This window comes from Methylobacter tundripaludum SV96, assembly GCF_000190755.2.
Lineage (GTDB): Bacteria > Pseudomonadota > Gammaproteobacteria > Methylococcales > Methylomonadaceae > Methylobacter_A > Methylobacter_A tundripaludum.
This window is the reverse complement of the sequence record NZ_JH109152.1, coordinates 2,214,526-2,228,862: the sequence shown is the minus strand read 5'-3', so window position 1 is coordinate 2,228,862 and position 14,337 is coordinate 2,214,526. Positions and strand designations below refer to the sequence as shown.

Here is a 14,337-nt window from a genome sequence, read left to right as displayed (position 1 = left end):
CCTTAAAAATTCGCCCTGCTTGTCACCTTATGGCCGGCTTGGGACTATGATTCAAGCCGCACGCCGTTGCGCTTGCCTTGTTTGACGAGATATAAAGCGTCATCCGCCCTTTTCATCAATTCTTTCCAACTGGGCTTGGCTCCCATCGCACCCGCCACACCAATGCTGACGGTAACCGGGTGACGCAAAGCCAGTCCCTTGGGCTGGTTTCGTTCGATGGAATTGCGGATGCGCTCGGCCAACAATAGGGCTGTGCTGCCGTCGGTGTTGGGGGCGATGATCAGGAACTCTTCGCCCCCCAGACGGCAGGTAATATCGTTGGTACGAGCGGTTGTGCGCATCAGGTTGGCCGCATGAATAAGCACCTGGTCGCCGACATCATGGCCCAGTGTATCATTGACCGATTTAAAATAATCCAAATCCAGCATTAAAACGCTCAACGGCTGATTGGAACGCAGCGCGGTCGCCGCCTCCTGCTCCAGGCGATTAAGCGCATAGCGTCGGTTGGGCAAGCCGGTCAGCACGTCGGTATTCGCCATAGACTTAAGACGGCGGTTCGCTGCCGCCAGCTCGGCCGTGTAACGTTGTATATCCCGGCTCTCTTTTTCCAGTTCGTTTTGCAGCGTGATGATGCGCTGCCCGGCCCGGAGACGCGCCAGCAGCACGCGCAGGCTAATCGGCTTGGTCACATAATCGTCGATACCGGCATCGAAGGCTTCGACCAGGGCGTCCTCGTCTTCCGTGGAGGTGAGCATAATCAGGTAAATATTTTTACCAAAGACCGATGCGCGTAGCGCCTTGCAAAGGGCCAATCCATCCATGGGTTTCATGCGCCAATCGGTAATCACCAGTTGAGGTTTATGCTCAATAACATACTTTAGCGCGGATTCCCCGTTGCGACACACAGCAACCTGATTACCGGCCGCGGCAAGCTGCTTGGAAAGACGCGCCAGCATCATAGGATCGTCATCGACCAGCAACAGGTTTAAGCCCAACAAATCCGATTCCAAGGTATCAACGGCTTTTAGCAGGGGCTGGCGCACATCCGTTTTTACGTCAATTAACTTTCCCCACTCATGCCAAAGTTCGATTGTTTCGTCGATAAACGCAAGCAAAGCAGGTTCGTCCAGAGCATGAAGGTCAGCCTCCGCTGTTAAATACGGCAACAGCATGGCGCGATGGGCTTCATCGGCCACACAGTAGTTTCCGATCAGCCGGGCGAGAATCAGTTGTCGGGCAAACTGGTCAATTCGAGTAAGTCCCGCTACTTTCATCTCAAAGCTCAGTTTCAGGGCGTCCAGAAATACCGTCGGAAACCCCCAGTCGGCCAGCAACATTAAACTCAAGGCGTTATGATCGATGGCGAAACGTTCGCGCTCCAAAGCAAGAAGCTGTTTGCCCTCTGCCATACCAAGACATTCGCCATAGATCTCCGACCAGGCGGTTGCCAAGGCAAGACCGCCTATGTCGCTAAGCAGTCCCAACGTAAACGATTCTGCCGGTACCACGGTGACCTCCCTGGCAGTGATCGCGGCGATGGACACCGACATCGCCAGGGATCGCGACCAGTAAGCTTCATAATCAAACTCCGAGCAATGCCCCTTACTGTTGCTGCCGATCAACGAAAGGCTCAACGCAAAGTTGCGCACCGTCTGCATACCCATCATCATGACTGCCGTTTGAATATCGGCAATAGGGCGTCTGGCCCCGAAAGCGGCCGAATTGGCGAAGCGCAAGATACGCCCGCTCAGGGCAGGATCGACTTTTACCAGTTGACTCACCTGCTGCACGGTGGCGTCGCTTTGTTGCACAAGCTGCATGATGGCCAATGCCGTTCCCGAAGGGGAAGGCAAGCGGTCGGCGGCTTTTAATTCATTAAGATTGAATTCGATATTCATTGATATTGTTCTTTTCTTTGTAGCAGAATCTCGACTAAATCCACTGTAGACTGGGTCAAGTCATTGGCCATCGACTGAAAATCGGTATCTGCGGCGTTGCTTACAGGATGCAGGTCAGCGGCGGGAGCACGACTGTCAGGGATGCAGGAGGTAGAGCCATGCAGGAGCAATTGCCGAGGAGCGGAAGCTTTACGGGCGGCGTGTTCCAGTTTTACCGCAAGACTGATTATTTTTTCAGCGCAAAAATGTCCGGCCATGCCTTTAATAGCGTGAGCTGCGTCGGCCAACGCAAGGAGATCGGTTCGAGACAGGGCGTCAGCCAATTCCGCCATAAACACAGGCGCTTCCTCGAGAAATAAATCTATCATCTCGGCCAATAAATCATGGTCGTCATCCAGCCGTTTGAGCGCCGCGGATTCATCCCAGCAGGCTGTTGAAGTCTCCCCGCCTTCGGCTTCGCTCTTTGCCAAAGGAAGACTGAGGTAGATTTCCCTTTGATCAGGATTATCCTGCGCTATCGGTGCGACTTCAGGTGCGGATGGTTCGCCCAGCCAGCGCGCCAAAACCACCGCCAAATCGGATCGACTGGCGGGTTTGCTAAGATAATCGTCCATGCCTGCGGACAGGCATTTTTCGCGCTCTCCTGCCGATGCATGAGCGGTAAGCGCGATGACTGACGTCCGTAACTTGCCGCTCCCTCGGCCATGCTCGGGACAGGCTCCGGCTATTTCCCGTTCACGCAAGATACGTGTGGCTTCGTAACCGTCCATGATCGGCATTTGACAGTCCATAAACACCAGATCGTAAGCTTGACGCTCCAGCTGATCCAGCGCCACTTGTCCGTTATTGGCCAAATCGGGCTTAAGCTGGAACTTGGCGAGCTGGGACAGTATCACTTTTTGGTTGACCTTGTTGTCTTCCACCACCAACACTCGCTTGCTGCTGTAATCGAGCAAGACCTCTTTTTTTTCCTTCTCCACTGGAGCGTTTTTTTGACCGGGAAGCTGTAATGCATCGATAACGGCATCAAAAAGCTGCGATTGTCGTACCGGTTTTAACAGGCTTTGGGTAAATCCCGACGCGAGTCTTTCGACTTGCGAGCCGATACTGCCGGAAGATAAAAGAATGCGCGGCGTGTCGGCAATGGCGGGGTTTTCGATGATGGCCCGAGCCAGGGCGAAGCCGTCCATGCCCGGCATTTGCATATCCGACAGCAGCAAATCGTAAGGTTCGTTTCGCAGAACCGCGGCTTCGAGTTCATCGAGCGCCGCAGGCCCGTTGTCTGCTTCGCTTAAAGTAAAACCCCAGTTGCTTAAATAATGCGTCAAAATCATGCGGTTGGTGGCATTATCGTCGACTATCAAGACGCGCTTGTCGCAAAAATTAGCCTGCGGGGCCGGAGCCTCGTTATCCACCGCCGCCAATGGCAAGGTAAACCAAAAGTTTGCTCCCTGTCCCAAGGCGCTTTCAACACCGATGTTGCCGTTCATCAGCATAACCAGGTCCTTGCTGATGGATAAGCCCAGCCCGGTACCGCCATAACGCCGGGAGGTGGAACTGTCAGCCTGTGAAAAAGCCTGAAACAGGCGCGCTTGCGCCTCGGCGGTAATACCGATGCCGGTATCGACTACCTCAAAACGTAGTATCGTCAGGGAGGGTGTGTCTGCCGCAAACCTGCCGGGAGCAGATGCGGCGTCGGTATCGTCCTTTTTCGATACGCGTACTGTGACAGAAACTTCACCCTGCTCGGTAAATTTAACGGCATTGCCAATCAGGTTGGTGAGCACTTGACGGATACGGGTGGGGTCGCCCTGCCAACGCAACGGTAAATCTGTCGGCAGAAAGCAGTTTAATTCCAGGCCCTTACTGTGGGCGCGACTGGACAGCAAGGTGCAAACTTCTTCCACCAAATCGGGCAAATTAAACTCGATTTGCTCCAACTCGATTTTACCCGCCTCCAGTTTGGAAAAATCCAGAATATCGTTGATGATGGTTAACAGGGATTCCGCCGAATTTGCCGCAATATCGATCAGGTCCCATTGCTCGCGAGACAGTTGCGTATCCTGTAGAAGATCCAGCATGCCCAATACGCCGTTCATCGGCGTGCGAATCTCATGACTCATATTGGCCAGGAACTCGGTCTTGGTATGCGCGACCTGCAAGGCAGCATCACGCGCAGCTTCCAGCGAAGCATTAGCCTGATTCTGGAGCAGCGCGAGCGCCATCATTTCGCCGACTTCCTTGAGCATGGCGATGCGGGACTCGTTTTGCACAGGGTAGGCATCAGTAAAAACAAACAGTACGCCGAGAATGTCCTCGCCGGAAGCGATGGGCACGATGTAGTGGCCGTGGGGCTGATGATCGCAATCACAATTATCGGCAACGGTAAATTTCCTTGAAACAGCGACTTGCCCGCACAGGCCGTCGCCAAAATCGATGCGCTGCTCCATGTTGTCGAGTTTGCCGTGTGCGACGAACTTCTCCAGATATTCATCATCCCGTACCCGCAGAAACACGCAGCCCTTGCGTTGCAAGTCGAAAGACTTGAGACCGAACAGAATATTCAGAACCTGGACGAAACGTTGTTCCAGCGTCAAGGGTTGATGCAGCACCTCGGAGATTGCCAGGCGGGCGGCGGTATCGTCGCTTTCGATTTGCAAAGCCGCTTCCTCTTCGACCTGCTTGCTGACATCATGCTGGATCTGCACGTAGCCGGACAGTGTGCCGTTTGCGGTCAGAATCGGGGTAATATTGGTCTTTGCCCAGTATTCCAGCGTGTCCTCAACGGCTTGTCCCGAGTTGCGGCTATCACTTTCTTCACGCTCCAAGACGGAAACATTGTCTACAGGATGCAGGCCAGAGACGTGAGCTCGACGGCGCCCCCGCAGCCGACCTGACCAGGGTTCGCTGCAACGGAGCCTGCTTTGCATATCGGACAGGGCTTGCCGATCGGCGGTAGAACTATCCAGTACGTAGGGTTTTTGTCCCATCAGCGCATCCTCCGCCCAGCCGGTGAACAGGCACAGCGCCGGGTTGGCGTATTGAATGTGTCCTTCCGCATCGGTGATGAGTACCATCTCGCTGCTGGCGTCCAGCGCACGCTTAAGCGACGTCAGCTTTAATTCATTCGCTTTTCGCTTGGTCGTATCCCGGCGTATCGAAATATATTGCTTAGGCTTGCCGGTTTTATCCAGCAGGGGCGCAATAGTGCTGTCCACCCAATACAATTCCCCGTCTTTACGGCGATTGCAAAACTCCCCGCGCCATACCTGGCCCCCGGCAATAGTATTCCACATGTTGCGGATGTAATCCTGATCGTGATGGCCGGAGTTCACGACACGGTGATCTTGTCCGGTCAGTTCATTCCGGGTATATCCGGAGACTTCGCAGAACATGTCATTCGCATAGACAATGCGCCCCTGAACGTCGGCAATACTGACCAGGACGTGATTTTCCAGAGCGTCCAGCAGCTCTCTATTGGATGTCGTCTGTTCCTGAACGATCTGCAAGACCAGCGGTCGTATCGCCAAAAACCATAACAGCGGCGAACTGAGTACCGTCAGCAAGGTGATGTTAAAAACGGTGTCCTGCAATGGCGAGAATATAATTCCCCATTGATGAATGGCATCAAGCAGCAATATGACCAGTGTTTCGGAAACACCAATGACAGCAATGATAATGCCTAGCGAGGAGAGAAAATTACGTTTCGGGTATTCCGGCGGCGACAATGGAGTTGACATAAACCTCTGCTTTTATTTTTTCTGTTTATCACTCTACAGGTCATGGATAATAGCCTGATTATCAAGGTATCACCATTCTTTTCGGACGGCGATGAAGCGGCTATTTTCTGTCTGTTATTAAACTTGAATGCCTGTGTCGATCCGGTGTGAAACGGGGGGGCAAACATCATTCCGGCAATCATCGAATAATGATCGGTTTTCCATCGACTCGATATTATCCGCTACTCAAATCAGAGCGTAACTTTAAAATCGTTATTTTTCAAGACGATTGTTGAATAGGAAACGATAAACTTTCAATCATCGCAAAGTTATCCTATCCTTTACGCGATAAATTTAACTCACGCCCCGCCTGCTCCCGGCAAGCTTACGGCATACACACTCTCCTTGGCGATAAAAAACAACCATGACTGAAGCAACCGCGTTATTTTCCGATGCAAAACTTGTAATTCCAGGCGGCGTGAATTCGCCGGTACGATCCTTTAGCGGCGTGGGCGGCACACCGGTTTTTATCGATCATGCCCTGGGCGCTTATATTTACGACAGTTCCGGCAACAGTTATATCGATTACGTCGGCTCCTGGGGGCCGATGATCTTGGGCCATGCCCACCCGGAAGTCATTGCAGCGGTCAAGCAGGCATGCGACAAAGGCCTGAGCTTTGGCGCGCCGACCGAAATTGAAACGCTGATGGCCAAACGGGTTTGCGAGCTGATGCCGTCCATCGATATGGTCAGAATGGTCAGTTCCGGCACCGAGGCGACCATGAGCGCCATTCGCTTGGCCAGAGGCTACACCGGCCGGGATAAAATCGTTAAATTCGAAGGCTGTTATCACGGCCATTCCGATGCCTTATTGGTCAAGGCCGGTTCCGGCGCGTTGACCTTTGGCGTGCCCAGCTCTCCCGGCGTACCGGCCTCGGTCGCTGAAAACACCATCACCCTGACCTACAACGACAGCGACTCGGTCAAAGCGCTGTTTGCAGAATGCGGCGAGCAAATCGCCTGCATCATCGTCGAGCCGGTCGCCGGCAACATGAACTGCATTCCGCCTGTGCCCGGTTTTCTGGAAAGCTTGCGCGAAGTTTGCGACCAATATAATAGTGTGCTGATTTTTGATGAGGTGATGACCGGCTTTAGAGTGGGCTTAACCGGCGCGCAGGGATACTATAATGTTAAGCCGGATTTGACCACGCTGGGCAAAATCATCGGCGGCGGCATGCCGGTCGGCGCATTCGGCGGCTCGCGCAAAATCATGGAGCGTCTTGCGCCGCTCGGCCCGGTTTATCAGGCCGGTACGCTGTCCGGCAACCCGGTCGCGATGGCCGCCGGTTTAAAAACGCTGGAATTGATAGCCCGGCCCGGTTTTTACGAGGCGTTAACCGCAAAAACCGAAAAACTGACTTCAGGCCTGAAAGCTCGCGCCGCTCAGACTGGTATCGCCATAACCACCAACAGCGTTGGCGGCATGTTCGGACTGTTTTTTAGTACAGAAAAGCATGTAACCAGCTTCGCCCAAGTCATGCAGTGCGACCAAAACCTGTTTAAACGTTTTTTCCATGCGATGCTGGAACAGGGTGTTTATTTAGCGCCTTCAGCGTTTGAAGCCGGTTTTGTTTCGGCCGCGCACAGTGATGAAGACCTGGATAAAACGCTGGATATTGCAGAAGCCATCTTCAAGCGCTTGTAACCTTAATTGCATTTGCACATCAGCTCCGGATCAGCATGAGTTTTATCAATAACATTCCCCCGCTGGTATTGGCCTTAATAGGCTTATTGATCGGCGCATTCTCAATGCGCTTGTTGAGCGGCAAGGATAAAAACCTGATCCGTCAGCTTTCGACCGACCTTGCCGTATCCGAAGAAAAACTAAGGCAATTTCAAAACCGCGAAACAGAGTTCAAGCAGTTGCAGCAGCTGTTTATCGAGACCAAAACCGAGAATGCGCAATTGCAGACCCGCATGGATGAGCAGGCAAAAAATACCGCGGAAAAACTAAAGCTGCTGCTGGATGCGGAACTGCGCCTGAACACCCAGTTTGAAAATCTGGCAGGCAAGATTTTCGACGACCGCAGCAAGCAATTCACCGAACACCATAAAACCAGCCTGGATCATATCGTCACGCCGTTACGGGAACAGCTGGGCGAGTTCAAACAGCGCATAGAAACGGTTTACGACAACGAGAACAAGGATCGCATTTCCCTGCGCGAGGAAATCGTTTCGTTGCGCCGAGATACCGCGCAGATGAACCAGGAAGCCCTTAACCTGACTCGCGCCTTGAAAGGCGACAAGAAAACCCAGGGCAACTGGGGCGAAATGATCCTGGAAACAGTGCTGGAAAAATCGGGACTGCGTAAAGGCATCGAATACGAAACGCAGGGCGCATTCCGGGATGAGGACAACCGGCTGTTCAAGCCGGATGTGATCGTCCGCCTGCCCGAGGACAAGGATGTGGTGATCGACTCCAAAGTGTCCTTGCTGGCTTATGAGCGCTATTGCTCAACCGAAGACGATCAGGAACGCATCACCGCATTAAGGCAGCATACCGAAGCGGTGCGGGAACATATCAAGGGTTTGAGTAACAAGGATTATTCCGGCTTGAAAGGCCTCAGGTCACTGGATTTCGTACTGTTATTCATGCCGATTGAAGCGGCCTTCATAGCCGCTTTTCAGGCGGACGAACGCTTATTTACCGATGCCTTCGAGCATAAGATCATCGTGGTCACCCCGACCACCTTACTGGCGACGCTACGCACTATTGAAAACATCTGGCGCTATGAACGCCAAAACGAAAATGCCCGCGCTATCGCCGATAAGGCCGGAATCGTTTACGACAAAATACGGGGCTTTGTCGATGACCTGGATAAACTGGGCAAGCAGCTAAGTACCGTCAACACCACGTATGACGGCGTAATGAACAAATTAACCCAAGGCAACGGCAACCTGATCCGCCAGGCCGGCAGTTTTGTTGAGCTGGGCGTTAAAGTCAAAAAGGCCTTTCCTAAAAGCATCACCGAACGAGCGGGTCTCGAGAGTGATGAAAGCTAGAAAATATCGGCTTTTACCGGCATCTTAAGAAACATTTCCCCAATATTTATGCGATACTACGCGGTTTTGTTGGCCGGTTTTTTGATAAGAACAGTAGGCCGGAATAAGGCCTCCCCGAGCGTAGCGCAAGAGAGGCGTTTCCGGCTTGTTATGCAATATGCCGGAAACGCCTGTTTTCGCTCCCGCTCAAACAGACTTATTCCGGCCTACATGACTAACCCAACCTACAATTCATTAGACATTTATGATTACCTGCTTAATTAGGAGTAACACATGACCGCACTGGTTGGCATCATCATGGGCTCGACCTCTGACTGGGAAACCATGCGCTTTGCAGCGGAAACGCTGGAACGACTCGGCATTCCGCACGAAGTAGAAGTGGTCTCGGCGCACCGTACACCGGATAAACTGTTTCATTATGCCGAAACGGCAGAAAGCAAAGGTCTGGAAGTGATCATTGCTGGGGCAGGCGGCGCGGCGCATTTGCCCGGCATGACGGCAGCTAAAACAGCGGTGCCTGTGCTGGGCGTACCGGTGCAGTCCAAAGCGCTAAACGGTATGGATTCCCTGCTGTCCATCGTACAAATGCCTGCCGGTATTCCGGTCGGCACCTTGGCGATAGGCAAGGCGGGAGCAATCAACGCAGCCTTGCTGGCCGCGGCCATCATCAGTAACAAACATGTCCAGTATAAGGACGCATTACAAAATTTCAGGAGTGAGCAAACCGAATCGGTACTTGCACACTCGGACCCACGAGCAGAGGACGATTTATGATAGTTGGTGTATTGGGCGCAGGCCAGCTTGCCAGAATGATCGCATTGGCAGGCATACCTTTGGGGCTGGACTTTATTTTTCTCGATCCCTCCGCCGATGCCTGTGCCAACAAGCTGGGCGAACCTTTGATCGGCGACTACAACGATCCGGCACTGCTGGCGCAACTGGCGGAACGCGCCGATGTGGTCACTTACGAATTCGAGAACGTTCCGGCTGAGGTCGCAGAGTTTCTGGCCTCTCACACCCAAGTGCATCCATCACCCAAAGCCCTGGCCGTTGCCCAGGATCGATTAGTCGAAAAAAGCTTTTTCTTTGGACTCGGCATCCCTACGCCGGATTATGCGGCCGTAGACAGCTTCGAAAGCCTGGAACAAGCCATGATCACCCTCGGCTATCCCGCTATTTTAAAAAGCTGCACCCAAGGCTACGACGGTAAAGGCCAATCGCTGCTCAAATCGCCGGACGATTTAAAACCGGCCTGGGAATTGTTGCAAGGCGTACCGGCTGTCGTCGAAGCCTTCGTTCCGTTTAACCGCGAAGTGTCCATTATCGCCGTGCGCAGCGTTTCAGGGGAAGTTGTTTTCTACCCGTTATCGGAAAACCTGCATCGCGGCGGCATCCTGCGCGTTTCCGAATGCCGCACCAATGACCCGATGCAACAACAGGCCGAAAGCTATATTTCCCGCTTGCTGGAAGCGTTGGATTACGTCGGCGTACTGGCCTTGGAACTGTTCGAAGTAGACGGCCAACTGGTTGCCAACGAGTTCGCGCCACGTGTGCATAACTCCGGCCATTGGACGATTGAAGGCGCGGAAACCAGCCAGTTTGAAAATCACTTGCGGGCGATTCTGGATTTGCCGTTAGGTTCAACAGCGCCGGTAGGCAATGCGGCCATGGTCAATTTCATCGGCGGACTGCCTAAGACTGAAGAGCTATTAGCCATTCCCCACGCGCATTTGCATCTTTACGACAAATCCCCGCGCAAAGGCCGGAAAGTGGCTCATGCAACGATACGCGCGGAAAGCCAAGAGCAATTATCGGAGTTGGTCAAGAAGCTGACCGTGTTGGCGGATCAGGTTGATGATTCGTAAATATTAGCAGTATGCCCGAGGGCTTTTCGCTTAAGGCGAGACACATTGCTTACAGCCGGACGGGGCATGTTACCCCGTTCGAAGCGTTTGTGCTGGTTAATTGCATCTGCTTATGCTTAGCTCGGACATCGCAGAAAGGTCAGGGACGGGGTTACAAACCCCGTCCCTCTTCGGCAATACGAGGATGTAATCAATTGCCCCGCCATTCGCTGGTTGCTATACTCCGCCGACAGTGTTCTCACCACCTACACTTAGAGCGCTATGTTTATTTGGCCTCGACAAAAACCAAAGCCTTCATATAATAACAACGCACTCACCCCCATGAATACACCCCGCAAATCAATTAAAGCGTCTGGCAAATCCCCATCATTGCCGAAGTGTTCAAGCCCTGAGCCAATCGCTCGACTCACAGACTCTGCCCGACGTGGCGAACTCGTTGTGATTGTTGGTACTGGCGTAAGCATGGCTCTTACAAATGGCACAATTCCCAGTCTCTCATGGAAGGGATTGATTGAGGATGGCTTTGCCCATGGTGTGAAGAAAGGGAAAATCACCCTAGCACAAGATGAGGCTTGGAAAGCTCAGCTCGATTCCAGCGATATTGATGATCTACTTAGTGCGGCGGAGTTTATGGGTCGCAAACTTGAGGCACCTCAGGGCAATCTCTATGCTCGTTGGCTGGAAAACGTATTCAAAGATGTCCAACCGATAAATAAGGAAATGGTGAGCGCAATAAGCGCCATCCATGCCGCAGGCATTCCCCTTTGCACACTAAATTACGACCCACTGTTAGAACGCGTAACAGGACTTCCTCCGATCAATTTTGGCGAACCCACCAAAGTCACAGCGTGGATGCGTCGTGAAAGCGCTGGTATTTTGCACCTTCACGGCTCATGGGATGTTCCTTCTACCTGCATACTCGGCATTAGCGATTATGAGACCACCCGTAACCACGATGTGCGTGATCTTATCCAGCGCAGCCTCAGCTCATTTAAGCAGCTGCTCTTTATCGGTTGCGGCGATACATTTGCCGATCCCAATTTCTCGGCGCTTATTAAATGGTTGAGAGAGAAAATAAATACCGGAGCGCATCAACATTACGCCTTGGTTTGTGAAGACGAAGTAGCAGCACGACACGCCGATTCAGCATGGCATGGTTTCGTTGAACCAATAAGTTATGGCGAAAGCCATGACAACCTTTCGACATTCCTGCTAATGCACTTCCCTTCCCTCATTTCACCTTCTAAAAAGAAGCGCAATACAACAAAAGCCGCTAGCGTTAATGATGAACACTCATGCCTCATAAACGATTATCGAGCCTTCTTATTGAGGGACTGTGGACAAATGACCATTGAAGGGGTGCGTGCCGATATGGATACAGCACAACGTAAGTTTGACCTCGAACGCCTCTTTGTTCCGCTTAAGGTGCTACCCTGCAGACCCGATATTCCCGCGAACGATCCAGATAGTGAACAAAAACTCCTAGAGTGGCAGGAAAAAAACAAAGATCCTCTGCCCTTCGGTAAAATATTTGCCAAGCACAAACAATTAGCGCTGTTAGCACTGCCCGGTGGAGGAAAAACACTGCTGCTAAAACGCCTCGCTGTGGCTTATGCTGATCCCTACCGCCAACAAGCCAGCGAAGATCAGTTGCCGAAGCTTGATCTTTTACCTGTTCTCATTCGTTGCCGCGAATGGCGTGAGCATATCCAGTTGCCCATCCTTACACTTCTTCGCAATATTGCTGACATCACCGGACAGATTGCTTTAAAAGGTCTCGACAGCGCCCTTATTCCGTTGTTTAAGAAAGGTCGCGTCCTCCTTTTAGTCGATGGTCTTGATGAAATCCACGATGATGCAAGCCGTAGTATTTTTGTAGATCATCTTGAGGCTTTCCTTGACGAATACAAGAACACCCGCCTCATCGTTACCAGTCGTGAGGCAGGATTCAATCTTGTGGCACCCTGCCTTTCACGTTTTTGTGAGCGATGGAATGTTGCGCCTTTAGATGAAGAGGCAATCACCGCACTCTGTAATCACTGGCAGACCCTCATGATAGGGGACTCTCCGGAAGCCAAGATTGAGGGTCATGAGTTAGCACAGCGCCTTCTACACAACGGTTCACTGCGCCGCCTTGCAGAAAATCCTTTGCTACTGACGATGCTGTTGGTGGTTAAACATGGTGCCGGAGGACGATTACCACCAGATCGCGTTAGCCTTTATGGACGTGCCGTTGAAGTACTGCTCGATACCTGGAACATCAAAGGTCATGACGCGCTCAACCTCAAGGAGGCTATACCCCAGCTTGCCTGCGTCGCTTTTCAGCTCATGCGTGCTGGAAAGCAAACGGCAACAGAGAAGGAACTGCTGGAATTGTTGGAAGCGGCGCGTGATAAATTACCGCAAATCCGCCGCTATGCCAAAGATACACCGTATGAATTTCTCAAACGCGTTGAACTCCGTTCCAGCCTACTGCTTGAGGCAGGGCATCAATTGGAAGCAGGGCGCACCGTACCGTTTTATCAATTCCGCCACCTTACCTTTCAGGAGTACCTTGCAGCTGTAGCGGCTGCCGAAGGACATTACCTGGAATATGGTGCTAGCGATAATGTGCTGACACCGCTTTCGTCCTGCCTTACCTCAGAGGAATGGAAGGAAGTCATTCCCATGGCAGCAGTGCTGGCCAGAAAACAGGCGGAACCACTCATGGCAGAGCTGGTAGCAGAAGGAAATAAGCTACGCCGTAAGCTGGAGGCAAGGAAAAATTTTAACGGTAAGAAGGAATGGTTAGATTATCCTCCACGATTACCCGCCCCGGTTGCACGACTCATGCAATGCTTAGTGGAGGAAGCAGAAGCTACGCCGAAAACACTCACAGCGGCATTGCAACTGCTTGCTCTTTTTTCAAGCGGATGTCAGACCGGTGGTGATTGGCAAGCACTCTGCCGCGGCCCCTATGGTGATGAGCTACTGCATCAAATGTGGCTTTTGTATGAACCCATGCAGTGGCCAATCGAAACAAAAATCTATTTCTCCTACGGAAATTTCATGCTCTATCGACAACCACCGGGCTATTGGCTTAGCATCGAAGGACAAGCCGAACTACAGAGACTTCTCGCTAGCCAGATTAAGGAAGAAATAGTCCGAGGGCTATTTGCATGCTCTGGGATAGCACGAAAAAGCCATGACAATCAGTTTAGTGCGGAATGGATGCCGTTAGATAAAGTGGAAAGCCTGCTTTTTCACAACGACCCAACTATCTGGACTGCGGCAGCGGTTGCTTTTGCAGTTATCCTCCTCAATCGAAAACAAAGCTTGCGACCCTCACCCTCCTCGACAACATTAGATCATCTGCTTATGCTGTGGTTGAGTAGCAATGGTGACAGGGCATTGGAACCGTTATCAGCTGTTTTCTGTACATTTGCAGGTCTTTCACGGCAAACATGGGAACCAGTATTATCGGACACTCAGGTACAGCAAATCCACCAAGTCCACCAATTAACGGAAGCAAAACATGAGGGAATTGATTCAGATTTCCTGCTGGGAGCTTGCACCGTAATTGCCTTTTATGCAAAAAATGTGTGGACTGAAGATGAACTCGCCAGTCGATTAGCTACACTTAAAGAAAATGCCGCCCACGTCTTCGGAAACAGCGAAAATCGAGACTTGAGTATTGAGAACTCACTGAGACAGATGGGTGTAGCAGGCAGAAAATATCTCGCCTCAGAAAAGCCACCACGCAAGAAAAAGAAATCATAATGCGGTAAATCAAGCGAACCGCCCACTATTTGT

7 protein-coding genes are annotated in these 14,337 nt (G+C 52.0%); 5 read left to right on the top strand and 2 right to left on the bottom strand.

The annotated features are described in order from the left end of the window. Positions 1-44 precede the first annotated feature (44 nt). Entirely contained in the window at positions 45-1,898 is a 1,854-nt protein-coding gene (locus METTU_RS10000; protein WP_006891361.1) for a diguanylate cyclase, read from the bottom strand. Beyond that, complete coding sequence (locus METTU_RS09995) at positions 1,895-5,638, bottom strand: response regulator (RefSeq protein ID WP_006891360.1); 3,744 nt, start codon at positions 5,636-5,638, stop codon at positions 1,895-1,897. Before METTU_RS09995 ends, METTU_RS10000 begins: the two co-directional genes overlap by 4 nt. Before the next feature lie 403 nt (positions 5,639-6,041). On the opposite strand from METTU_RS09995, the gene hemL reads away from it, so the two are divergent. From hemL to METTU_RS09970, 5 genes are all read left to right on the top strand, one after another. Continuing rightward, positions 6,042-7,322: a glutamate-1-semialdehyde 2,1-aminomutase gene (gene hemL / locus METTU_RS09990; RefSeq protein WP_006891359.1), complete on the top strand. Its 1,281-nt coding sequence runs from the start codon at positions 6,042-6,044 to the stop codon at positions 7,320-7,322. A 35-nt stretch (positions 7,323-7,357) separates the two neighbouring features. Beyond that, a complete protein-coding gene (locus tag METTU_RS09985) occupies positions 7,358-8,680 on the top strand; it encodes a DNA recombination protein RmuC (RefSeq protein ID WP_006891358.1) in 1,323 nt (440 codons plus the stop codon). A 273-nt stretch (positions 8,681-8,953) separates the two neighbouring features. Beyond that, positions 8,954-9,454: a 5-(carboxyamino)imidazole ribonucleotide mutase gene (purE, locus tag METTU_RS09980; RefSeq protein ID WP_006891356.1), complete on the top strand. Its 501-nt coding sequence runs from the start codon at positions 8,954-8,956 to the stop codon at positions 9,452-9,454. After that, entirely contained in the window at positions 9,451-10,545 is a 1,095-nt protein-coding gene (locus METTU_RS09975) for a 5-(carboxyamino)imidazole ribonucleotide synthase (protein WP_006891354.1), read from the top strand. Before purE ends, METTU_RS09975 begins: the two co-directional genes overlap by 4 nt. 462 nt (positions 10,546-11,007) lie before the next feature. Further along, positions 11,008-14,304, top strand: a complete 3,297-nt coding sequence (locus METTU_RS09970; protein ID WP_217182813.1) for an SIR2 family protein — start codon at positions 11,008-11,010, stop codon at positions 14,302-14,304. The last annotated feature ends 33 nt before the right edge of the window (positions 14,305-14,337 follow it).